Here is a 23490-nt window from a genome sequence, read left to right as displayed (position 1 = left end):
TCTTGATAAGGCCTCTTTCTTTCAAGATGAAATTGAGATGATTTACAAGAAATTTAAAGGAATGTGAAACGTTTTTCTATGAAAATTTTAATTGTAGAAGATGAAGAGATGATCCGTGAGGGGGTCAGTGACTATTTGACGGATTGTGGTTATGAAACCATTGAGGCTGTAGATGGGCAAGAAGCCTTAGAAAAATTTTCTAGCTATGAAGTAGCCTTAGTTTTACTGGATATCCAGATGCCCAAGCTCAATGGCCTGGAAGTTCTAGCTGAGATTCGTAAAACCAGCCAGGTCCCTGTCTTGATGTTGACAGCCTTTCAGGATGAGGAATACAAGATGAGTGCTTTTGCTTCGCTAGCAGATGGCTATCTGGAAAAACCTTTCTCCCTTTCCCTCTTAAAAGTGAGGGTGGACGCGATTTTCAAGCGTTACTACGATACGGGACGAATCTTCTCCTATAAGGATACCAAGGTGGACTTTGAGAGCTACAGTGCCAGCCTAGCAGGTCAAGAAGTGGCTGTTAATGCTAAAGAGTTGGAAATTTTGGACTATCTGGTGAAAAATGAAGGAAGGGCATTGACTCGATCTCAGATAATCGATGCCGTATGGAAAGCGACAGATGAGGTTCCCTTTGACCGTGTCATTGATGTTTATATCAAGGAACTGCGGAAAAAGCTAGACTTGGATTGCATCCTCACTGTGCGCAATGTTGGTTATAAATTGGAGCGAAAATGAAACGAACAGGTTTATTTACAAAGATATTTATCTATACCTTCTCGATTTTTAGTGTTCTAGTCATTTGTCTTCATTTAGCTATTTATTTTCTTTTTCCTTCGACTTATCTGAGTCATCGTCAGGAAACCATTGGTCAGAAAGCGACAGCCATTGCCCAGTCACTAGAAGGAAAGGATAGGCAGAGCATCGAGCAAGTGTTAGACTTGTATTCCCAGACTAGTGATATCAAGGGGGCCGTTAAGGGCGAGATGACCGAGGACAAGTTAGAAGTCAAGGACAGCCTTCCTCTGGATACAGACCGCCAGACCACCTCTCTCTTTATTGAGGAGCGGGAGGTGACAACGCAGGACGGTGGTACTATGACCCTGCAATTCCTAGCTTCCATGGACTTGCAAAAGGAAGCAGAGCAGATCAGTCTCCAATTTCTTCCCTATACCTTGCTGGCATCCTTTCTGATTTCCCTCTTGGTGGCCTATATCTATGCTCGGACTATCGTTGCCCCGATTTTGGAAATCAAGCGGGTGACCCGACGGATGATGGAACTAGATACCCAAGTGCGATTGCGTGTGGATTCGAAGGATGAGATTGGTAATCTCAAGGAACAAATCAATAGCCTTTACCAGCATCTTTTGACTGTCATTGCGGACTTGCATGACAAGAATGAAGCCATTCTCCAGCTGGAAAAGATGAAGGTCGAATTTTTGCGAGGGGCTTCTCATGAATTGAAAACACCGCTGGCTAGTTTGAAAATCCTGATCGAAAACATGAAAGAAAATGTCGGTCGTTATAAGGATAGAGACCGCTATCTGGGAGTTGCCTTAGGAATTGTGGATGAGCTCAATCACCACGTTCTGCAGATACTTTCCCTCTCTTCTGTGCAGGAATTGCGAGATGATAGGGAACAAATTGACTTACACCAGATGACGCAAAGTCTGGTCAAGGATTATGCCTTACTAGCCAAAGAAAGAGAACTCCAGATAGACAATAGTTTAACCCATCAGCAGGCTTATCTAAACCCATCAGTTATGAAGTTGATTCTTTCTAACCTCATCAGTAATGCTATCAAGCACTCTGTTCCAGGTGGCTTAGTTCGCATTGGAGAAAGAGAAGGGGAACTTTTTATAGAAAATAGCTGTAGTCCAGAAGAACAAGAAAAACTGGCCCAATCTTTTTCTGATAATGCTAGTCGCAAGGCCAAAGGGTCTGGGATGGGGCTCTTTGTGGTTAAGAGTCTATTAGAACATGAAAAATTACCTTATCATTTTGAGATGAAGGAGAATCGTTTGACCTTCTTTATAGCTTTTCCAAAAGTTGTCCAAGACTAGGGAGAGAAAGGGTTTACATAGATGAAGCTAGAAGAAATTCAATCGAAACTGCGGGAAAAACTAGATTTTTTTGTCAAAAAGTGATAAAATGAACAATGTAAATGGGATGACCCATAAAAATATACAGGAGGCCTGATAAAATGGCAATCGTTTCAGCAGAAAAATTTGTCCAAGCAGCTCGTGACAACGGTTATGCAGTTGGTGGATTTAACACAAACAACCTTGAGTGGACTCAAGCTATCTTGCGCGCAGCAGAAGCTAAAAAAGCTCCAGTTTTGATCCAAACTTCAATGGGTGCTGCTAAATACATGGGTGGTTACAAAGTTGCTCGCAACTTGATCGCTAACCTTGTTGAATCAATGGGTATCACTGTACCAGTAGCTATCCACCTTGACCACGGTCACTACGAAGATGCACTTGAGTGTATCGAAGTTGGTTACACTTCAATCATGTTTGATGGTTCACACCTTCCAGTTGAAGAAAACCTTAAATTGGCTAAAGACGTTGTTGAAAAAGCACACGCTAAAGGTATCTCAGTAGAAGCTGAAGTTGGTACTATCGGTGGTGAAGAAGACGGAATCATCGGTAAAGGTGAATTGGCTCCAATCGAAGACGCTAAAGCAATGGTTGAAACTGGTATCGACTTCTTGGCAGCTGGTATCGGTAACATCCACGGTCCTTACCCAGCAAACTGGGAAGGTCTTGACCTTGACCACTTGCAAAAATTGACTGAAGCTCTTCCAGGATTCCCAATCGTATTGCACGGTGGTTCAGGTATTCCTGATGAGCAAATCCAAGCAGCTATCAAACTTGGTGTTGCGAAAGTTAACGTTAACACTGAATGCCAAATCGCATTCGCTAACGCAACTCGTAAATTTGCTCGTGACTACGAAGCAAACGAAGCAGAATACGATAAGAAAAAACTCTTCGACCCACGTAAATTCTTGGCTGATGGTGTAAAAGCTATCCAAGCATCAGTTGAAGAACGTATCGACGTATTCGGTTCAGAAGGTAAAGCTTAATCTAGCTGAATAATACAGATGAAACCTGCCCATTGGGTGGGTTTTTTGTGTTTTAAGGAAACTATCAAGCCAGAATTTTTGAATAAAAGTATTATTTTAAGAGAGGAATCTCTAATTTTATAAACTTTAGGCAAACGCTTGCATTCTGTTTTTTATTGGACTATAATAGGTTGGTATAAAGCCTTTTGTAGTAATAAAATGTAGAAGGTATAGAAAGTAAGGATTTAGAAGACTTGTAGTCAAAAATACAATGTTGCTATTCCTTGCATAGGGAGATAGATATGGCAATGATAGAAGTGGAACATCTTCAGAAAAATTTTGTGAAGACTGTTAAGGAACCGGGCTTGAAGGGGGCTTTGCGCTCCTTTATTCATCCTGAAAAGCAGACCTTTGAAGCGGTCAAGGATTTGACCTTTGAGGTTCCAAAAGGACAAATTTTAGGATTTATAGGAGCCAATGGTGCAGGGAAGTCGACAACCATTAAAATGCTGACTGGGATTTTGAAACCGACATCTGGTTTTTGTCGGATTAATGGCAAGATTCCACAGAACAATCGCCAAGATTATGTCAAGGATATTGGGGTTGTTTTTGGGCAAAGAACCCAGTTGTGGTGGGATTTGGCTCTACAAGAGACCTACACGGTCTTGAAGGAGATTTATGATGTGCCAGACTCGCTCTTTCATAAGCGCATGGACTTTTTGAATGAAGTCTTGGATTTGAAGGACTTTATCAAGGATCCCGTGCGGACTCTTTCACTGGGTCAAAGGATGCGAGCGGATATTGCAGCTTCCTTGCTTCATAATCCCAAGGTTCTCTTTTTAGATGAGCCGACCATTGGTTTGGACGTTTCGGTCAAGGATAATATTCGTCGGGCAATTACTCAGATCAATCAAGAGGAAGAAACTACTATTCTCTTGACCACTCATGATCTGAGTGATATTGAGCAACTCTGTGATCGGATTTTCATGATTGACAAGGGGCAGGAGATTTTTGATGGAACGGTTAGCCAGCTCAAGGAGACCTTTGGCAAGATGAAGACTCTTTCTTTTGAACTGCTACCAGATCAAAGTCATCTCCTTTCTCACTATGAAGGCTTTTCGGATATGAGCATTGATAGACAAGGGAATAGTCTCAACATTGAATTCGATAGTTCTCGCTACCAGTCAGCTGACATTATCAAGCAAACCCTGTCTGATTTTGAAATCCGCGATTTGAAGATGGTGGATACGGATATCGAGGATATTATCCGTCGCTTCTATCGAAAGGAGCTCTAAGATGGTCAAATTGTGGAGACGTTATAATCCCTTTATAAATGCAGGTGTTCAGGAATTGATCACCTATCGAGTCAACTTTATTCTCTATCGGATTGGGGATGTCATGGGGGCTTTTGTGGCCTTTTATCTCTGGAAGGCTGTCTTTGATTCCTCACAGGAGTCTTTGATTCAGGGCTTTAGTATGGCAGATATCACCCTTTATATCATCATGAGTTTTGTGACCAATCTTCTGACTAGGTCAGATTCGTCCTTTATGATTGGGGAGGAGGTCAAGGATGGTTCCATCATCATGCGCTTGTTGCGACCAGTGCATTTTGCGGCATCTTATCTCTTTACTGAGCTTGGTTCCAAATGGTTGATTTTTATATCTGTTGGTCTGCCATTTTTAAGTGTCATTGTCCTGATGAAAATCTTATCGGGTCAAGGGATTGTAGAAGTGCTGGGATTAACTGTCCTATATCTTTTTAGCTTAACCCTAGCCTACCTGATTAACTTTTTCTTTAATATCTGCTTTGGATTTTCAGCCTTTGTGTTTAAAAATCTATGGGGTTCCAATCTCCTTAAGACTTCCTTGGTGGCCTTTATGTCGGGAAGTTTGATTCCTTTGGCTTTCTTTCCAAAGGTGGTTTCAGATATTCTGTCCTTCTTGCCTTTTTCATCCTTGATTTATACCCCAGTCATGATCATTGTTGGGAAATATGATTCCAGTCAGATTCTTCAGGCGCTTTTGCTCCAGTTTTTCTGGCTCTTAGTGATGGTGGGCTTGTCTCAGTTGATTTGGAAACGAGTCCAGTCATTCATCACCATTCAAGGAGGTTAGGATGAAAAAGTATCAACGTATGCATCTGATTTTTATCAGACAATATATCAAGCAAATCATGGAGTACAAGGTTGATTTTGTGGTGGGTGTTTTAGGAGTTTTTTTAACTCAAGGTCTGAATCTCTTGTTTCTTAATGTCATCTTTCAACACATCCCTTCCTTAGAAGGTTGGACCTTTCAAGAAATTGCTTTTATCTATGGCTTTTCCTTGATTCCCAAGGGATTGGACCATCTCTTTTTTGACAATCTTTGGGCTCTGGGACAGCGCTTAGTGAGAAAAGGAGAGTTTGATAAATACCTGACTCGTCCTATCAATCCTCTCTTTCACATCCTAGTTGAGACCTTTCAGATTGATGCCTTGGGCGAACTTTTGGTCGGAGGCATTCTACTAGCAACAACTGTGACTAGCATTGCCTGGACTCTTCCCAAATTCCTGATTTTCCTAGTCTGCATACCTTTTGCAACCTTGATTTATACTTCCTTGAAAATCGCGACAGCTAGTATCGCTTTTTGGACCAAGCAGTCAGGAGCAATGATTTACATTTTCTATATGTTCAATGATTTTGCCAAGTACCCGATTTCCATTTACAATTCGCTTCTTCGTTGGTTAATCAGTTTTATTATACCTTTTGCCTTTACGGCCTACTATCCTGCCAGCTATTTCTTGCAGGACAAGGATGGATTCTTTAACATCGGAGGTTTGATATTGATTTCTCTTGTTTTCTTTATCATTTCCCTTAAACTCTGGGATAGGGGCTTGGATTCTTATGAAAGTGCTGGGTCCTAAGATGAAGAAACTCAAAGCCTTGTCTCAGGACAGGCTTTTTCTAATAGAGATGAAAATTCCTTGACATCTATTCTCAGAGTGCTATACTGTAAGTGTAATCGCCGATTTAGCTCAGTTGGTAGAGCAAGGCACTCGTAAAGCCTAGGTCATAGGTTCAATCCCTGCAATCGGCAAAGTGAAGAAGCTCAAAGCCTTGTCTTGGGACAGGGCTTTTTTATATGTTAGGAACATGCCTTGAAGCTAATTCTAGAGTGTTAAACTAGATGAAAAAAGAAGCAATAAGATGTAATTCAATTGCAGTTAGTCTAAATGAATGAAAAAGATGGGATAGCACCTTAGAATCAGATCTTGTAGGTTTTTCTTTGATTCCTATTATAGGAATTATTGGAAAGATAGTGTAAAAGGAATTTTATAGAAAATTTTTTTCAAATAAAATACTGATAAAGTACAGATATTGAGAGCGTTAGATTTTTGGTTAAGCTTTGAGGGGCGGTTCATGATAAAAAATTTTTTACATTCATGATATAATATGGCTATATTCACATGTTATAGGAGAATATTCATGAAAAAACGTACTTTGCTTTGGTTAGTTTTAGCCCTTGTAATTTTTGGAGGAGGCGCATGGATGGCACAGAAAACAAATTTATTTGGAGGAGTCTTTCTTAGTCCGCGAGCCAAGCAGTTGGCTTATTTGAAGGAGCATGAAGAAGATATGGCGAATTTTGTTAAATCTTGGAATTCTAAAGTTGAAAGTGTTCAGTTTGATTGGGATAGTATGGAAGTTGGTCAGGTAGGAAATGGAACTCCTCAAGGCGGAGGTTATATGATGACAGTGAACGGTAGAATCAATAATAATAAGGATACTAAATTTACATTAGGTTTTCCACTAAAACGTAATTTAAATGAAATCCCTGAGAAACTTGTTATTATTCAAATGCAACCAATAAGAATTTTGAAAGGAAATTTATGGGATCTTTATGAGTAACAGTAATTTAAAAACCTTTGATAATTTTTATGCGAATTTAGCACAGTCAGCTTATTTAGGAGAACATTCATGAAAAAACGTACTTTACTTTGGTTAGTTTTAGCACTTGTAATTTTTGGAGGAGGAGCATGGATGGCACAAGAAACAAATCTATTCGGAGGAGTATTTCTTAGTCCGCGAGCCAAGCAATTGGCTTATTTGAAGGAGCATGAAGAGGAGATTAAGGAGTTTGTAAAATCTTTAAATCCTAAAGTCGAATCGGTTCAGATTGCTTGGGAAGAAACACGCTGGGAAGAGATAGGAAATGGTACACCACAGGGTGGAGGTAAAGTTATTCGAGTTTTCGGTGGCTTTAACCAAATTAAAGATTCAAGTTGGAGTGTTTTAGTTTATATAAAAGATGGAAAGGCCAATGAAGAAGATTTTATTGAAGGAATCGGAAGTGGGGCTCCATTGCGTGTAGGAGGAAGAGGTTTTGACGAATAGTAATTTAAAGGATTTTAGTAATTTTCATGCTAATTTAGCTCAGTCAGCCTATACAGGTAGACCATCAAATTTTCCTTTTGATTCTCAACGTGATTCTGATAAGGAATTGTTAAACTCAGGTCAATCACTCTATTTTGATTTCTCGCAAGATAATAAATTTTACAATAAAGATAAAAAAGAATGGGAAATCACTCCCGGCGGTAAAAAACTTCCTCATGACGGTAAAGTCTACTTACAGCCGGATCCTGATTTACATACTGTGGAAGATACGATAAAACTCCAAGTTGGTGATCCTGGCGGAGGGGTTCACCAAGAAGAGCCTCCTATCAAGCTCTATCAAAAAGGGCTTTTAACGGATGAGAAAGCTGGTTTCAGTTCCTACTACTTAACGGATACACCAACCTTGACTAATGATACCAAGAAAACCTACATGGCTATCCGCGGAAGTGATGCCGTCAGTTATGAAAATTTGAACGACTGGGTCGACAACGATGTGAAGTTTGCCCTCAACCACATCCATATCCCGCAAGCCAAGTTAGCGACGGCAGGAATGAAAGCTAAAATCGCAGAGATGCGCGAAAAGGCTCCAAATGCCACGATGGATATCACAGGTCACTCCATAGGGACCATTGTCTCTGCGCAAGGAGTAGCTGGCCTGACCGATGAGGAACTGGAGAAAATCGGCAAAGTGGTTCTCTTTGACGGTCCAGACACGACAAAGAGCTTAAAGGAAATGGGCCTCAGCGATGAGAAAATCAAAAAGATTAGCGAAAAGATCGAGTACTATGTCAATCCTTTTGATATCGTGGGTATGCTTAATCGAGAACACACCATTACAAAATTACCTGGGTAATCTATAATGAACAACTATACTTAATATAAGTATTTTTTTTTTACATTCATGATATAATATACTTAGATTCCGCTATATAGGAGGAAAGAGATGAAAAAACGTATTTTGCTTTGGTTAGTTTTAGCTCTTGTAGTATTTGGAGGAGGCGCATGGATGGCACAAGAAACAAATCTATTTGGAGGAATAACTCTGAGCCCACGGGCTAAGCAGTTGGCTTATTTGAAGGAGCATGAAGAGGAGATTGTAAAATTCGTAAAGTCTAAAAATTCAAAGATTGAATCAGTTCAGATGGATTGGAATAGTTTAACTGTTGAACAGATAGGGAATGGAACTCCACAAGGTGGAGGTTATAATCTATCAGTGAAGGGTTCTTTTAATTATATAAAGGATTCTGACTTTACAATAGATTTTCGATTAAAAACTAAAAATGATGTACCTTCAATAGAACGGATTGGCATGTATAATCCCCCTAGAGTGTTAAAAAATGGAGGTTGGGATAAGTATGACGGATAGTAATCTAAAAGATTATGACAATTTTTATGCAAATTTATCTCAGTCAGCTTATAGAGGGAGACCAAATACTTTATCACGCTATAATAATGCTGTGAATTGGACTTTGATAGATTATTCCCAAGATATAGATGATGATGGTGAAATCACTCCCGGAGGTAAACATCTTCCCCATAATGGTAGAGTCTACTTGCAACCAGATCCTGAGTTGCGAGATACTTATAAAGTCGCATCGATACCAGTTCCTGATGCGAATGGGATGAGGCAGGATATTCACCACAAACGTTATCAAAAAGGACTGTTAACTGATGATGAAGCTGGTTTCAGTTCCTACTACTTAACGGATACACCAACCTTGACTAATGATACCAAGTAAACCTACATGGCTATCCGCGGAAGTGATGCCATCAGTAAAGAAAATTGGAACGACTGGATAGACAACGATGCGAAGTTTGCCCTCAACCACATCCATATCCCGCAAGCCAAGTTAGCGACGGCAGGAATGAAAGCTAAAATCGCAGAGATGCGCGAAAAGGCTCCAAATGCCACGATGGATATCACAGGTCACTCCCTAGGGACCATAGTCTCTGCGCAAGGAGTAGCTGGCCTCAGCGATGAGGAACTGGAGAAAATCGGCAAAGTGGTTCTCTTTGACGGTCCAGACACGACAAAGAGCTTAAAGAAAATGGGCCTCAGCGATGAGAAAATCAAAAAGATTAGCGAAAAAATTGAGTACTATGTCAATCCTTTTGATATCGTGGGCATGCTTAATCGAGAACACACCATTACCAAATTACCTGGGTAATCTATAATAAAAAACTATACTTATTATAAGTATTTTTTTTACATTCATGATATAATATACTTAGATTCCGCTATATAGGAGGAAAGAGATGAAAAAACGTACTTTACTTTGGTTAGTTTTAGCCCTTGTAGTATTCGGAGGAGGAGCATGGATGGCACAAGAAACAAATTTATTCGGAGGAGTATTTCTTAGTCCGCGAGCTAAGCAGTTGGCTTATTTGAGGGAGCATGAAGAAGAGATTAAGGAATTTGTAAAATCTAAAAATTCAAAGATTGAATCTGTTCAGGTTGATTGGGATGAAACTAGGTGGGAAAAGGTTGGGAATGGAACCCCTCAAGGGGGAGGGGAAATTGTAAATGTATATGGAAGTTTTAATCATATTGAGTCCTCCTCTTGGAATGTTACTTTTGATATTGAGAATGATAAAATTATTCCTAATTCAATGGCTTTAGCCAATTATTTACGAGTGGGGGGAAGGATTTTTGACTAATAGTAATTTAAAAACCTTTGATAATTTTTATGCGAATTTAGCACAGTCAGCTTATCTGGGGAGACCGGTTAAATTTCCTTATGAGTCTCAAAAGAAATACGATAGGGATGTGTTAGACTCGGGTCAATCTCTTGAATTTGATTTTTCTAAGGATGCGGAGTTTTATAATAAGATTACGAAGAAGTTGGAAATCACTAAAGGAGGCAAAAAACTTCCTCATGATGGGAAAGTCTACTTGCAGCCGGATCCTGAGTTACATACTGTGGAAGATACGATAAAACTCCAAGTTGGTGATCCTGGCGGAGGGGTTCACCAAGAAGAGCCTCCTATCAAGCTCTATCAAAAAGGGCTTTTAACGGATGAGAAAGCTGGTTTCAATGCCTACTACTTAACGGATACACCAACCTTGACTAAAGATACTACGAAAACTTATATGGCTATCCGCGGAAGTGATGCTATTAGTTATGAAAATTGGAACGATTGGATAGACAACGATGCCAAGTTTGCCCTCAACCACATCCATACCCCGCAAGCCAAGTTAGCGACGGCAGGAATGAAAGCTAAAATCGCAGAGATGCGTGAAAAAGCTCCAAATGCCACGATGGATATCACAGGTCACTCCCTAGGGACCATAGTCTCTGCGCAAGGAGTAGCTGGCCTCAGCGATGAGAAAATCAAAAAGATTAGCGAAAAAATTGAGTACTATGTCAATCCTTTTGATATCGTGGGCATGCTTAATCGAGAACACACCATTGCCAAATTACCTGGGTAATCTATAATGAACAACTATACTTAATATAAGTATTTTTTTTTACATTCATGATATAATAGGTTTAGAATCCACGTTTAAGGAGGATAATCATGAAAAAACGTACCTTACTTTGGCTAGTTTTAGCCCTTGTAGTATTTGGAGGAGGCGCATGGATGGCACAGAAAACAAATTTATTCGGAGGAGTATTTCTTAGTCCGCGAGCCAAGCAGTTGGCTTATTTGAAGGAGCATGAAGAGGATATGGCTGATTTTGTAAAAGCTTTAAGTCCTAAAGTGGAAAGTGTTCAGTTTGATTGGGATAGTATGAAGGTTGGTCAGGTAGGAAATGGAACTCCTCAAGGTGGAGGCTATATGTTGACACTTAGAGGAAAGGTAAATAATAATGATAAAACAGAATTTACGGTTGGTTTTTCCTTAAATAATGATAGAAATAGCACACCAAGGGAATTTGGGATTTATGAAATGCAACCTATAAGAATTTATAGGGACGGGGTTTGGTATTATTATGACTAATAGTAATTTAAAAAACTTTGATAATTTTTATTCAGATTTAGCACAATCTGCCTATACAAACCGTCCTAGTAATTTTCCACCATACAATAATTCTACAGATATTAGGCTATTTGATTTCTCTAGAGATAATAAATTTTATAATAAAGATAAAAAAGAATGGGAAATCACTCCCGGAGGTAAACACCTTTCTCATGATGGTAAGGTTTACCTCGATGCCAAGTTTGCCCTCAACCACATCCATACCCCGCAAGCCAAGTTAGCGACGGCAGGAATGAAAGCTAAAATCGCAGAGATGCGCGAAAAGGCTCCAAATGCCACGATGGACATCACAGGTCACTCCCTAGGGACCATAGTTTCTGCGCAAGGAGTAGCTGGCCTCAGCGATGAGGAACTGGAGAAAATAGGCAAAGTGGTTCTCTTTGACGGTCCAGACACGACAAAGAGCTTAAAGGAAATGGGCCTCAGCGATGAGAAAATCAAAAAGATTAGCGAAAAGATCGAGTACTATGTCAATCCTTTTGATATCGTGGGGATGCTTAATCGAGAACACACCATTGCCAAATTACCTGGGGACTCCGATGAACCCCTTAAGAAACCCGTCGGTAAAGTCAATGTCCTCGTCCCCTTGCATTATACTCAGATTACTGATCCGGAAAGCTCCCATGACTTTGGTGTTTTCCAATCGGATGGAAAGGGGAACTTGTTGACCGCTTCTGAGGACTTTCACCCAGAATTGCTCAGGGCAGGTGAAAAGCTAGCTCGATTGATTGCGACATCTTTGGATTCTCTCAGGGCATTAGGAGTTGATGAAAATGTAGCAACCAATGTTTTAAATTCCATTATGAGAGGTGAGTTTAAAATAAAGGCAGCTATTGGTTATGGCGTTTACGAGAATTTTACAACTGAATATAGTAAGATCGTCGAAGAAGCTCGTCAGGAATCTATAAAGTGGGATCGAGAAGCTATTCCTCGTTACCAGGAACAACTGAGAAATGGCAATCTTACAGGAGAAAAGAGGATTTTGGTTCGAGCTCAGTTGCTTCAGACAGCAGCCCAGTTAGCAAATTTTGACATGGAAGACAAAGTTAAATCTGTTAAAACCTTACTTTCAGACGCTAAGGAAGACATTCAAAATATAGTAAAGGAGACAAGGTCAACAGCGTTTGACATGGTTGGATATTTGTCAAGCTCAGAAGTTACGAATCTGCTTTCTGGTTTTGATACAACAAGCTTTTGGGATGAAGGCGTTGCTAGTGACACGAAGACAGCAGCAACATCCTTCCTGACACAAATTCAGCAACTGGGGGAAAGCTTGGTCAAAGCTAGTGGCTCCTTTGAGACCATAGATAGAGATAGTGCTGAAGATTTTAATAATCTATTGGCGGATGTAAAGCAAACATGGAGGGGAAAAAATGGTAGTCCTAACGGATGAGGATACTTTAATTACAAGAGAGCAACTCGACAGAGCCTTCAAAGAAAGAATGAGGGAACAAGAACGCCAAGCAGTCAGGGCCTTGGTAACTGCAAAAGAGTTGTCAATCCTTGCTAAAGGAGCTGAGTTAGCTAAAAAGTTGCAGGAAGCAGCCACAGATATGCAAGAGTACGCTTCTAAGACCTATGTGAACAATATTAAGGGTGGATTTGAGGGAAAGGCTGCAGATGCTGCAGAAACTTACTTGACACAGACCTTGCAAACACCTACTTTACAGAGTCCGATCAAGAGCTAGGAGAAAACTGGTTATGGATAAAAAGGGGCTTCAGAAACTAGAGGATGAGCATAATCGTAAATTACGAGACTTAGAACGTTTGGAGATGGATTTGGATGATGATTTCCACAAGTTTAGTAGGGAGACGGATCATCTCCTGGAGGCGCTTTCCTATGCATGTAGAGATAGTAGTTTTGCTGAAATTCAACCATATATCTTTGAGATAGAGAACAATTTAGATAGCTATCGTCAACTTTATAAGAATCGTATAGAGAATGTACTGGAAACTCGACACCAAGAGAATAAAAACTTTTATCGAAAGTTAGAGGAAAAGGATTTTTAACGAATAGACCCTTAATCTAATACAAGAGGATTTTTTTGATAATTTATTAGTAAAAAATGGTGTAAGCACTTGTAATTTGTGACATTTGTTGATATAATAAATTTATAAAATAACTTAAAGGAGTTTAATATGGCTTTAATTCAATTAACGACAGAGGAACTACGTACTTCTGCTCAAAAATATACTAATGGTGCTGAAGAAGTAAGAGAAGTACTTCGCACATTGAGTAACGAACAAGAGATTATTAGAGAGAACTGGAAAGGTGCTGCTTTTCAGAGCTTTGATCAACAGTTTACAGAATTATCTCCAAAAATTGAAGAGTTTGCAGCTTTACTTGATGCAATCAATGCGCAATTGTATAAAGTTGCTGAAATTGTTGAGCAAAACGACCAAGAACTTGCATCACAAATTCATTAATTTGTTATAAGTGGCTTTAGGAGGGCGAGAGCCTTCCTATTTTTTTTAATGGAGATGATTAAAAGGCAAATGAAGAAGAATAGAATATATAAATATGTAGGGAGTAGTTTGCTAGCCCTATTGTTGCTCTTGATGATGGTTTTTTTGAATCTTTCTGTTCAAAAGAATACGACAATTAACAATGAGAATAACGCGAAAGTAAATCAGCAGACCAAATTAAATGTGGCTATTGTAAATGAAGATAAGCCTGTCTATGTCGATACAAAAGAGTATAATTTGGGGGCTAGTTATGTAAAAAACATCGAGCGGGATAATTCTCAAAATTGGTTTGTTGTGCCTCGTGGAGCAGCAGATACCGGATTAGAAAGTGGGAAATACCAGCTCGTACTAACCATCCCAAGTGATTTTTCTGAAAAAGTATTAGATATTAATAAGATTAATGTTGATAAGACGACTATCAATTATAAGGTCAATGCCCAAGGAAATTTGCAGGTGGAAAATGATGCAAATAAACTAGCGAAAGACATTATTGCTGATTTAAATGGTCAATTAGTTGACATGTATATGGCGAGCATTTTGAGCAATCTTTATACGGCGCAAAAAAATGTGCAAGCTAGTTCACAGATACAAGCAACTAATATCGGAAACTACCGTACAAACTTATATGGAATAGCAATTAACTCTAAAAATATTTTCCCGACTCTTTACAGTATGTCTAGTTCTTCAGTTGATGCAAACGGTGTCTTAAAGACAGGTTTGGAAAGCTACTTACAGTCCTTTAATCGCTTTGATGAGTCGCAGGTTAAATATAACAACACTATCGGAAAATTGTCTGATAGTAAGAAACAAGCAAAGCAGACTTATGCGGACGTCATAGAAAAATTTATATCTAAGAGTAGGGATGAGGTAAAGAATCAGGTTGATTCTTATAAAAATGGATTAATAGAAACCCAAAAGATTCTAAATTCCAAGATAGAAGGTCAAGTAACCTCCTCTGATGTAATACTGCCTGAAGCTGGATCTTCCTATAAAACGGTAGCAGATAACATTAGCAAAGAAATTGATCATTTACAGATAAATCTAACGGACGAACGAAATAAGTTTGAGAATCATAAAAAAGGTATTCGTGACTTCATTGATGAGAAACTAGCTTCTTACTATGGAACAAGTGAGAAGACAATCACTCTTGGTCAATTTTTGGATAAAGCTGCAAACAAGGACCTAGAGAAGGCTGAAGAATCTCTCAAAGAGCTGTTGGTTTCTGCAATCTCAGAATTACCAAAAGAAGATTTTAGTGGAAAAGAATTTAGTGGTTTTGGTATGACACCAATCACAATTCCTTCTGTAGACTATACATATTTAAAAACGATTAAAGAGCCTAGCGACGAGATTTCTTTGGCGGACTTGAAGAATCTGGAAAATCAAGCAATTACTAGTACAAGTGCTGTTGGACGAACAGGAACAAAGGATAAGGTATCATGGAAGGCTGGAACAGGAGTGACGGTTCATTCGGTCACTTATGATGGCACACCAGTTGCCTTAGGTCAAGAGATTGATATGAAGAATGGTGGGACTTTCAAAGTAGCCTATAGTGTTGCAGAGGCAGCTCCAACTCCAACTACAAGTTCAACTGAGGCTCCAAGCCCAACTCTAAAAGAGGAGCCAAAGACTGTTGATATTTCCTTGAATGATGTTCAAGCAGTCAGTGCTCCTATAGATGTCTTAGCCGTTCAGCAAGCAGCGGTTTCTTACGGACAAAAAGTTCAGAAAGTAGCTTCTGCTTACCAAAAAGTAGATTCATTAACACAAGCATATAATACAGTTAAACAATTACAACACAGTAATGTTTCCAATGCTCTATCAGATATTTGGTTCGAAGCTATTAGTTCAAATCTTAAGAAATACGAAGAAAGCCTAACTAAACCTGTTAGCGATACAGATACAGATGGTGCTAAGGATAAGGTAGATAAAGCCTTGGCTAAACTGACTGATTTGAAGCCTATCCTAGAAAAAAATGTTCAGGATGTTTTAAATACTAACAAGGATTTGAATGAAAAAATTAATAAACAATTAGACCTATTCGAACAGTTTAACAAAAAACTGGACGAATTTGAGAAACAAGCGAAAGAGAGTACCGTTTTTCAAGATATAGATAGTAAGTTAGAATCACTCAATGAAGATTATAGAAGTCTCTTCACTAACTCTTCTGCTGTGAAGGATTCTTCTCAAAGTAATGTTAAGGCCGCTGAATCTGTCAATGAAACTTTAGGAAATTTCAATCGTGAATTATCAAACGCTCAAAGAAGTACTGAAAAGTTGTCGCAGGATGCGGAATCTTTGATGACACAGTTCAATGAAGAATTGTCTAACAATGGTAACTTTGTAGAGTCCTTCGTGAAAGTTCTGAATAACGCCTATGATAATGGGGTACCAAACGAAGTATTGCTTAACTTCTTATCAAACCCTGTTGTCCAAAATTCTACCTCGGTAAAAGCGACTGTCAACGTTTATCGTCCATTTACATGGATTCTCTTACTTGAAATTGTTAGTCTCTTTACAGGCTATTTATTTGCAACGCAAAATATTGTTCGTAAGGTCAAAGATAAATTTAAGCTAGACAAGTTGCATGATACAGATATTATGACAGTTGGCTTACTATCTATTTTAGCTATAATAGTTGGTCTAGTCGTTGGTATTGTATCGAGTGCTCAACTTCACGTTGGTCGTGAATATCAACCGTCATGGGTATTGCTAATTGTTTTAGCTGCTTTGGTACTGATTCAAGGGCAGTATTTATTACTTAAACATTTCCGAGTGATTGGAATGGGTCTTGCCTTCTTTATGATGATTAGCTTTGTGTATCTATCAAATGCAATTGGGACGACGGCCAGTCTAACAGGTTTCCCAGCCTTCATCAAAAATCTTAATGCTTTATCAATATTAGAAGCTTTCCTTTCAGGATATTTTGATGGACAACCAGCAAATATTTTAGCATTTGTTGCAATGACGATTGTCGTAGCTGGATTACTTGTTATGAATATTTTTATCAAAGAAAGAAGCTTTTGGCCTCAAGTATTTCAAACTGAGAAAGAATAGGAAATGAAAAAAATAATTCTTTTACTTCTTACCTTAGTAGCATGTGCAGCAGTCTCAATGGCTGCTGCAGATGATTTGAAGGATAATCGTTTACAGATTGATGATTCTCGACTTGAGAAAAAAGAGGGACTTAACTTTGGTCTACAATCTGAACAAACCAAGGAGCTTTTTAACGAAGCGATTCAAAAGAAATTGCAAGAAGTGCAACAGTATCAAGAGGAACAGTTGATCACAGAAGGGGGCCAACTGTTTTCTGCTATAGAGGATCCAGTGAAAAAATCTCCTGTAGAGCAGTTGTTTCAGCCAAATTCAAAAATAACATCTAAATTTCAAACAAATATTGGTCAGTTAGAAAAAGATGGTTTGAGTGATTTTCTTCCGGAGTTAGCCTATGTATCATTGTTTTTATTGCTTTTCGTAGCTACAGCTGTGATGAGTTATCGCCTTATGGCCGAAGGGATAGAATAATGTTTTAGCAGGTCCGTCTTAACAATTTAGTAAGAACAAAATCATATACAGGAGGTATATAAACAGTGGAGCAACATATCAATATTACTCTACGCTTGAGAGAAAAAGATGTGGATATTCGCATTCCTAGTCGGATTGAAGTGCGACGGTTAATCCGAGAAGTGGATACGATTTTTACTCCAGGTAAACAGAGAAAAAAATATCAACTTAGAATTGTCAACAAAGGATTATTGATTGATGAAGGAAAACAACTATCTGATTATCCAATGACGACAGGAGATTTAGTAGAGATAGAGGAGATTTAGGTGACTGAGGAAAAATTTATATTTGGCGAACAGCCGTTTGTATATGAAAAAAATGAAACAACTTGGAAATTGAGCCTCAAGCGTTCAGATGTAGCGAGTCAAGATTTACGGGAACTGTTACTGTTGGATTTGCATCATCCGTTCTTTTTGGAGCAATCGATGGTCTCTGATGAGGACAGTGTAACCTTCTCCTATCAAGTCGAAGCTCATGGACTGACTTATGAAGAAATAAAGAGTCGTACCATTTCGGAGAGAATTCGTTTGGCCCTAAACATTTTTCGTCTAGAAGGAGCCTTGGAGTTGCCAGTGACCTTCCTTTTGCATCCAGTAAATCTCTTTATTACCAAAGATGCTCAGGCTAAGATTGCTTATCGTGGCATTCCTGGTCTGATGGTTCCTCAATCACTATCCTCAGAAGATTTTCTACGTCAGGCTAAGTGTTTTACCGTAACACTATTTAGTGATTTTGACTTTATGGACCTTTACAATGGTTCCTTGGAATTAGAGACCTTACCAGACTTTTTAAATGACCTGTGTCAGGCAGAAGATATTGCAACAGCAGTTACTATTTTGGAACGGTATTATGTAGAGAAATCTGCGAAAGAACAGGCGGATTTGGTATTGGTTCCAAGCAGACGACACCGAGTGTTTAAATTGGCAACGATTTGGTTGACAGCGAGTGTTGTTTTGTTGATCGTTCCGCTTATCTATTTGATTTTCATGCAAAATCCTTTCAAAGAAAAGATGTTGCAGGCGGATACAGCTTTTATTAAAGTAGATTATAGCGCAGTTATTACAGAATTAGAGGGAATTGCTCCTGCTAGCTTGCCTAATACGCAGAAGTATGAGTTAGCCTTCTCTTATATTCAGGGATTGGAATTTTCTTCTGAACAAAAGAAGGTCATCCTGAATAATGTAACCCTCAAGTCTGATGAGCTTTATTTGACTTATTGGATTCAAGTTGGGCGCAATCGCTTTGAAGAGGCACTTGATATTGCCAAACGGATTAACGACAGTGACTTGATTCTCTATGCTTTGACTCAGGAAATCAAGCAGGTTCGGGAAGATGGTAAGTTGTCAGGGAAAGATCGTGAAAGTAAACTGAATACTTTGGAGAGTGAATATAAGAAATACTGGGATAGCCGAAGTCAGCTATTAACAAGTGATTCTAGCTCTAATGCATCTACTAGTTCTAGTCCTAGTTCACAAGAAAAGCCTTCTGAAAGCAAACCTTCATCTGAGAAGAAAACTAGCCCTAGCAGCTCCTCTAGCAATTAAAGTAGACCAAGGAGAGAAACTATGAAAAAACAAATCATTTTCTACAGCCAAGGTCTGCGTTATGAAGTAGAACTGAGTGCAGATAAGACGGTCTTGGTTGGGGCTACTGAAAAGGCCCAAGTCTACCTTTCTCAACAGGAGAGTCCGATTCAGCTCAAGCTTGACGGTGACAAGATCTTTTATCAGTATGAGAACGAAGCAGGATTATTGAAAGATGGTCTACGTTTGGGTGAGGTTCTCTTTTATCTCCGAGAAGGGGGTCCAAGGGTTTATGATCTTTTGGATTTATCAGAGTTTCAGATTGGTTCTCATAAAGGTGCGTTGATCACACTAGATGAAGATGTCGAACTCTTACTCCAAAAATCTCAGAATCAATGGATGCTAACTCGATTAAAAGGCGCATTTTATCGAAACAATCATCTGGAACAAATGGACCAGCAATTGATTGGTTTTGGAGATGAGTTGAGTTTAGGAGCGGTGACAATAAAGCTCTTTCCAGACGAAGTATGGGTTTTGGGACCAGCTCAAGCAGGGAGACAACTAACGCTGAGAGAACCCTCTCGATATGTTTTTTATGAAGATTATCCAGATTATCACCGCTCTCCACGAATCATTTATCGTGGAAGTGAAGATAAAATCTTGATTAACCCTCCAGGTCAAGAACCAGCGAAGCCGAGTGATGAACTGTTAAAGTTAATCGTTCCTCCTCTTACGATGGTCGGGGTAACCGTCTTGATCACCTTGGTTCAACCTCGAGGGATCTATATTCTTGCGACAGTAGGGATGTCCATAACCACAATGATTTTTTCTATCCGTGGTTTTATCAAAAATCGTAAAAAGTACAAGGCTGATAAGAAGGAACGGATCGATCTTTATCGTCTTTACCTGAAAGATAAGGTAAAGGAATTGACTCGTCTGGAACGGGAACAAAAAGAAGGGATGCACTATCATTTTCCAACTATTTTAGAGTTGACGGACTTGGTTGAGAGTTACAATCACCGGATTTACGAAAAAACTCCCTTACAATTTGACTTCTTATACTATCGTTTGGGACTCGGGAAAATACCGACTAGCTATGACTTGAAATATGGTCAACAGGAGCGCAGTGGTAAGAAGGATGCTCTGGAAGAAGAGGGTTACGCTCTCTATAGTCGTCACAAAAAAATTCCAGATATGCCGATTCCGGCAAACCTTAGCCATGGACCGGTTGGTTATATTGGACCTAGAAATCTCGTCCTAGAACAATTGCAGCTTTTGGTGATGCAGTTAGCGACTTTTCATTCTTATCATGATGTGCAGTTTATTACGATCTTGCCAGAAGAGGAAAAAGAACAATGGTCTTGGATGCGTTGGCTCCCTCATGCCAAACTGCAAGAGCTCAATGTTCGCGGTTTTGTCTACAATCAACGGACACGAGACCAGGTTCTCAATAGTTTGAACCAAATCTTGAAACTACGTCGTAGTCAAAAGGAAGAAGCATCCCACAAGGAGAGCACCCTCTTCCATCCTCATTACGTGGTTCTAGTAACCGATGAGAAGCTGATTTTGGACCATATTATCATGGAATTCTTTACCGAAGATCCAACGGAATTAGGCTGTTCTCTCATCTTTGTAGAGGATGTCATGAGTTCCTTGTCTGAGAATATCCAGACAGTGATCAATATCAAGGACCGAAATACGGGCCAACTGGTCATGGAAGAAGGGGTCTTGAAAGAGACGGACTTCCGCTTGGATCATTTCCCAACAGATTATGATAAGGAGCGGATCGCTCGTACCTTGGCACCGCTCAATCACCTCCAAAACCTTAAGAGTTCGATTCCAGATTCCGTGACCTTTATGGAAATGTATGGTGCGGAGACCTTTGAGGACTTGCAGGTATCGAGCCGTTGGAAAAAGAACGCACCCTACAAGAGTTTGGCTGTGCCGATTGGTCTGCGTGGTCAGGATGACCTGGTTCAGCTCAATCTACATGAAAAAGCTCATGGACCTCATGGTTTGATCGCAGGGACGACTGGATCAGGGAAGTCAGAAACGATCCAATCCTACATCCTATCCCTCGCTGTCAACTTCCACCCACATGATGTGGCATTCTTGCTGATTGACTACAAGGGTGGTGGGATGGCCAATCTCTTTAAAAATCTACCCCACCTCTTGGGAACCATTACCAACTTGGATGGTGTCCAATCCATGCGGGCCTTGGCTTCGATCAATGCGGAGATCCATCGTCGTGAACGACTCTTTGGAGAGTTCGAAGTCAACCATATCAACCAATACCAGAAGAAATTTAAAAACGGAGAAGCGACAGAACCTCTCCCTCATCTCTTCATCATCTCAGATGAGTTTGCAGAGCTCAAGGTTAACCAGCCCGACTTTATCAAGAAGTTGGTATCTATTGCGCGTGTCGGGCGTTCCCTCGGTGTTCACTTGATCCTAGCTACTCAAAAGCCATCAGGTGTGGTAGATGACCAGATCTGGTCCAACTCTCGCTTTAAGATTGCCCTTAAGGTAGCAGATCGTTCGGACTCCAATGAAATGCTTCATACACCGGATGCGGCTGAGATCACTCAGACGGGACGCGCCTATCTGCAAGTCGGAAATAATGAAGTCTATGAGCTCTTCCAGTCAGCCTGGTCAGGCGCAGATTACCAGCCAGAAAAGGATGATATGGGAATTGAAGACCATACCATCTATCTGATCAATGAATTGGGGCAATATGAAATCCTAAATGAAGACTTATCGGGCTTAGAGGATGCGGACGAAATCAAGGAAGTTCCGACAGAGCTAGATGCTATTGTGCACAATATCCATCTCCTATGTGAAGAACAAGAAATTCCTCCAGTACCACAGCCATGGTTGCCACCACTTAAGGAGCGCATTGCGCTGGAGGAGCTGGAAGAAGTGCAACCAGCAATAGCCTGGGCACAAGAGAAATCACTCTCAATTCTACTTGGAATGGCAGATATCCCGCAGGCTCAGAAGCAGGAAGCCGTCTCTATCAATCTCGCCAAGGACGGACATGTCCTTCTCTATGGAAGTCCGGGTACCGGAAAGACAACCTTCCTTCAGTCTGCAGGTATGGACTTGGCTCGTAAGTTCAGTCCTAAGGACCTTACTATGTACTTGATGGACTTTGGGACCAATGGTTTGGCTCCATTGTCTAAGCTTCCTCAGGTAGCGGATACCATGCTTCTGGACCAGACGGAGAAGATCTCTAAGTTTGTGCGAATCATGGAGAAAGAACTCAACCGCCGTAAGAAACTCCTTGCGGACTATGGAGTTGGGACCTTGGAACTCTATCGTCAGGCTAGTGGTCAGGAAGAACCGGCTATTGTCATCCTCTTAGATAGCTATGAAGCTTTCAAGGAAGAAGCCTATGAGGCAGAACTCTTCAAGCTCTTGGTGCGCATCTCTCGTGAAGGTCTCAGCATTGGGGTACATCTCTTGATGACAGCGGGTCGCCAGTCCAACCTTCGTGCTCAACTCTACTCGAACTTCAAGCACCAGTTGAGCCTACCACAAAATGAAGCTAGTGAAGTGCGGACGATTGTGGGCTCTACACCTCTTGCCATGACCATGGAAGACATCAAGGGACGGGCTCTCATGAAGCGTGAAGAGGTGGATGTCATCCAGCTGGCACTCCCAGTCTCTGGAGACAACGAAAACCAAGTCCTCAATAACCTTCGTCAGAAAGTGGCTTCCCTCCAAGAAGCCTGGACAGGACAGCGCCCAAGTGCCATCCCGATGGTACCAGAGGAGTTGATGGTGGAAGAATTTTTGAAATTGCCTAGTGTACAAGAAGCTATTGAGAATGGTCAGATTCCTATCGGTTTGGAGCTAGAAATGGTTGGAAGTGTCAATATTTCTCTTAGCAAATTTAAACACATGGCTTATGTATCAAATGCAGAAGATGCTTTTGATAATATAACTCATCATTTATTAAGAACTATTCTTAAAATGCCTAAAATTCATATGATGTTGATTGATGCTTTCCAAGAATATGAATCATATAGTAAGCAGGTGAAAACCTATGTTGGGAGTAAAAAGGAACTATCGGACATAGGAAATCAGCTAATCTACGAAATAGAGCGCCGTCTTAAAAAAGGAATCTCATCTGAGTGGATTGTTTTTATACCAAATATGAGAGCACTTGTATCCGAAAGCGATTTAAATGTTCAACAGCTTCAATTTATGTTTGAGAAGGGGTATCGAGTAGGGATGAGGTTTATTATTGGTACAGATTATACTTATATTGGAACAAGCGTTGACCCAATTCCAAGATACCTCAAAACAAATGTCCAATGGGTCATCTTTGGTATGCGCCTAATGGATCAAACCTTCTTAGATAAAGGAATATATAGCAGAGATGTGGCTCCAGATTCCGATCAGGTTTATTTACATTCTCGGAAAGAAATCATCAAACTCAAAATTAGTAAGAATAAGTAACAATATTATTTGATACTTAAGATTCAACCCTGTCTCTTGACGATTTGATAGTAGAAAG

General features: G+C 40.0%; 20 protein-coding genes, 1 tRNA gene and 3 pseudogenes. All 24 read left to right on the top strand.

The genetic code is table 11. The features are described from left to right. Window positions 1-78 precede the first annotated feature (78 nt). Window positions 79-735 (top strand): response regulator transcription factor VncR, encoded by a 657-nt coding sequence (gene vncR, locus B7700_RS09815; RefSeq protein ID WP_084888642.1) that lies wholly within the window; start codon window positions 79-81, stop codon window positions 733-735. After that, a complete protein-coding gene (gene vncS, locus B7700_RS09810; protein ID WP_084888640.1) occupies window positions 732-2060 on the top strand; it encodes a sensor histidine kinase VncS in 1329 nt (442 codons plus the stop codon). Before vncR ends, vncS begins: the two co-directional genes overlap by 4 nt. Window positions 2061-2200: 140 nt before the next feature. Further along, window positions 2201-3082 carry a class II fructose-bisphosphate aldolase gene (locus B7700_RS09805; RefSeq protein ID WP_001018997.1) on the top strand — a complete coding sequence of 294 codons (882 nt, stop codon included), beginning with the start codon at window positions 2201-2203 and terminating at the stop codon, window positions 3080-3082. A gap of 281 nt (window positions 3083-3363) precedes the next feature. Next, window positions 3364-4356 carry an ABC transporter ATP-binding protein gene (locus tag B7700_RS09800; RefSeq protein WP_084888638.1) on the top strand — a complete coding sequence of 331 codons (993 nt, stop codon included), beginning with the start codon at window positions 3364-3366 and terminating at the stop codon, window positions 4354-4356. 1 nt (window position 4357) lies between these two features. After that, on the top strand, window positions 4358-5176 hold the full coding sequence (locus tag B7700_RS09795; RefSeq protein ID WP_084888636.1) for an ABC transporter permease: 819 nt from the start codon (window positions 4358-4360) through the stop codon (window positions 5174-5176). Between the two features lies 1 nt (window position 5177). Beyond that, window positions 5178-5963 (top strand): ABC transporter permease, encoded by a 786-nt coding sequence (locus B7700_RS09790; protein WP_084888634.1) that lies wholly within the window; start codon window positions 5178-5180, stop codon window positions 5961-5963. A gap of 100 nt (window positions 5964-6063) precedes the next feature. Further along, window positions 6064-6136: transfer RNA gene (locus tag B7700_RS09785), tRNA-Thr, on the top strand. A gap of 389 nt (window positions 6137-6525) precedes the next feature. Beyond that, window positions 6526-6948 (top strand): hypothetical protein, encoded by a 423-nt coding sequence (locus tag B7700_RS09780; protein WP_084888632.1) that lies wholly within the window; start codon window positions 6526-6528, stop codon window positions 6946-6948. 69 nt (window positions 6949-7017) lie between these two features. Then, complete coding sequence (locus B7700_RS09775; protein WP_084888630.1) at window positions 7018-7434, top strand: hypothetical protein; 417 nt, start codon at window positions 7018-7020, stop codon at window positions 7432-7434. After that, window positions 7424-8284 (top strand): annotated as a pseudogene (locus tag B7700_RS09770) (cutinase family protein); the annotation flags it as partial. The gene B7700_RS09775 and the pseudogene B7700_RS09770, both read left to right, overlap by 11 nt. Window positions 8285-8377: 93 nt before the next feature. Next, window positions 8378-8800: a hypothetical protein gene (locus B7700_RS09765; RefSeq protein ID WP_084888628.1), complete on the top strand. Its 423-nt coding sequence runs from the start codon at window positions 8378-8380 to the stop codon at window positions 8798-8800. Next, window positions 8790-9599: pseudogene (locus tag B7700_RS09760) on the top strand (cutinase family protein); the annotation flags it as partial. The gene B7700_RS09765 and the pseudogene B7700_RS09760, both read left to right, overlap by 11 nt. A gap of 91 nt (window positions 9600-9690) precedes the next feature. Next, complete coding sequence (locus B7700_RS09755) at window positions 9691-10092, top strand: hypothetical protein (RefSeq protein ID WP_084888627.1); 402 nt, start codon at window positions 9691-9693, stop codon at window positions 10090-10092. Further along, a pseudogene (locus tag B7700_RS09750) lies at window positions 10085-10858 on the top strand (alpha/beta hydrolase family protein); the annotation flags it as partial. The gene B7700_RS09755 and the pseudogene B7700_RS09750, both read left to right, overlap by 8 nt. A 95-nt stretch (window positions 10859-10953) precedes the next feature. Further along, complete coding sequence (locus tag B7700_RS09745; protein WP_084888625.1) at window positions 10954-11376, top strand: hypothetical protein; 423 nt, start codon at window positions 10954-10956, stop codon at window positions 11374-11376. Further along, window positions 11369-12808, top strand: a complete 1440-nt coding sequence (locus B7700_RS09740; RefSeq protein ID WP_084888623.1) for a cutinase family protein — start codon at window positions 11369-11371, stop codon at window positions 12806-12808. The genes B7700_RS09745 and B7700_RS09740 overlap by 8 nt, the downstream gene beginning before the upstream one ends. Continuing rightward, window positions 12789-13103: a hypothetical protein gene (locus tag B7700_RS09735; RefSeq protein WP_084888621.1), complete on the top strand. Its 315-nt coding sequence runs from the start codon at window positions 12789-12791 to the stop codon at window positions 13101-13103. Before B7700_RS09740 ends, B7700_RS09735 begins: the two co-directional genes overlap by 20 nt. A 13-nt stretch (window positions 13104-13116) precedes the next feature. Continuing rightward, entirely contained in the window at window positions 13117-13425 is a 309-nt protein-coding gene (locus B7700_RS09730) for a hypothetical protein (protein ID WP_084888619.1), read from the top strand. Between the two features lie 129 nt (window positions 13426-13554). Further along, entirely contained in the window at window positions 13555-13842 is a 288-nt protein-coding gene (locus tag B7700_RS09725; protein WP_020902061.1) for a WXG100 family type VII secretion target, read from the top strand. Between the two features lie 69 nt (window positions 13843-13911). Further along, window positions 13912-16938, top strand: a complete 3027-nt coding sequence (gene esaA / locus B7700_RS09720; protein WP_084888852.1) for a type VII secretion protein EsaA — start codon at window positions 13912-13914, stop codon at window positions 16936-16938. Window positions 16939-16941: 3 nt separating this feature from the next. Further along, window positions 16942-17406, top strand: a complete 465-nt coding sequence (gene essA, locus B7700_RS09715; RefSeq protein WP_084888617.1) for a type VII secretion protein EssA — start codon at window positions 16942-16944, stop codon at window positions 17404-17406. A gap of 65 nt (window positions 17407-17471) precedes the next feature. Next, a complete protein-coding gene (locus B7700_RS09710) occupies window positions 17472-17711 on the top strand; it encodes an EsaB/YukD family protein (protein ID WP_064276358.1) in 240 nt (79 codons plus the stop codon). Further along, entirely contained in the window at window positions 17712-18989 is a 1278-nt protein-coding gene (gene essB, locus B7700_RS09705; protein WP_084888615.1) for a type VII secretion protein EssB, read from the top strand. It begins immediately after the preceding gene. Between the two features lie 21 nt (window positions 18990-19010). After that, window positions 19011-23432 carry a type VII secretion protein EssC gene (essC, locus tag B7700_RS09700; RefSeq protein WP_084888613.1) on the top strand — a complete coding sequence of 1474 codons (4422 nt, stop codon included), beginning with the start codon at window positions 19011-19013 and terminating at the stop codon, window positions 23430-23432. Window positions 23433-23490 lie beyond the last annotated feature (58 nt).

The sequence above is a fragment of the Streptococcus mitis genome, from assembly GCF_002096755.1.
GTDB classification, from domain to species: Bacteria; Bacillota; Bacilli; order Lactobacillales; family Streptococcaceae; genus Streptococcus; species Streptococcus mitis_AC.
Note: the sequence above shows the minus strand (reverse complement) of the source record. Positions and strands in the feature narration are given on the sequence as shown.

Bases quoted from the DNA above. Each gene is read 5' to 3' on its own strand.
- B7700_RS09805 (WP_001018997.1), top strand. From the start codon at position 2,201: ATGGCAATCGTTTCAGCAGAAAAATTTGTCCAAGCAGCTCGTGACAAC.
- B7700_RS09795 (WP_084888636.1), top strand. From the start codon at position 4,358: ATGGTCAAATTGTGGAGACGTTATAATCCCTTTATAAATGCAGGTGTT.
- B7700_RS09775 (WP_084888630.1), top strand. From the start codon at position 7,018: ATGAAAAAACGTACTTTACTTTGGTTAGTTTTAGCACTTGTAATTTTT.
- B7700_RS09800 (WP_084888638.1), top strand. From the start codon at position 3,364: ATGGCAATGATAGAAGTGGAACATCTTCAGAAAAATTTTGTGAAGACT.
- essC (WP_084888613.1), top strand. From the start codon at position 19,011: ATGAAAAAACAAATCATTTTCTACAGCCAAGGTCTGCGTTATGAAGTA.
- esaA (WP_084888852.1), top strand. From the start codon at position 13,912: ATGAAGAAGAATAGAATATATAAATATGTAGGGAGTAGTTTGCTAGCC.
- B7700_RS09755 (WP_084888627.1), top strand. From the start codon at position 9,691: ATGAAAAAACGTACTTTACTTTGGTTAGTTTTAGCCCTTGTAGTATTC.
- essA (WP_084888617.1), top strand. From the start codon at position 16,942: ATGAAAAAAATAATTCTTTTACTTCTTACCTTAGTAGCATGTGCAGCA.
- vncS (WP_084888640.1), top strand. From the start codon at position 732: ATGAAACGAACAGGTTTATTTACAAAGATATTTATCTATACCTTCTCG.
- B7700_RS09725 (WP_020902061.1), top strand. From the start codon at position 13,555: ATGGCTTTAATTCAATTAACGACAGAGGAACTACGTACTTCTGCTCAA.
- B7700_RS09745 (WP_084888625.1), top strand. From the start codon at position 10,954: ATGAAAAAACGTACCTTACTTTGGCTAGTTTTAGCCCTTGTAGTATTT.
- B7700_RS09730 (WP_084888619.1), top strand. From the start codon at position 13,117: ATGGATAAAAAGGGGCTTCAGAAACTAGAGGATGAGCATAATCGTAAA.
- vncR (WP_084888642.1), top strand. From the start codon at position 79: ATGAAAATTTTAATTGTAGAAGATGAAGAGATGATCCGTGAGGGGGTC.
- B7700_RS09765 (WP_084888628.1), top strand. From the start codon at position 8,378: ATGAAAAAACGTATTTTGCTTTGGTTAGTTTTAGCTCTTGTAGTATTT.
- B7700_RS09740 (WP_084888623.1), top strand. From the start codon at position 11,369: ATGACTAATAGTAATTTAAAAAACTTTGATAATTTTTATTCAGATTTA.
- B7700_RS09780 (WP_084888632.1), top strand. From the start codon at position 6,526: ATGAAAAAACGTACTTTGCTTTGGTTAGTTTTAGCCCTTGTAATTTTT.
- B7700_RS09790 (WP_084888634.1), top strand. From the start codon at position 5,178: ATGAAAAAGTATCAACGTATGCATCTGATTTTTATCAGACAATATATC.
- B7700_RS09735 (WP_084888621.1), top strand. From the start codon at position 12,789: ATGGTAGTCCTAACGGATGAGGATACTTTAATTACAAGAGAGCAACTC.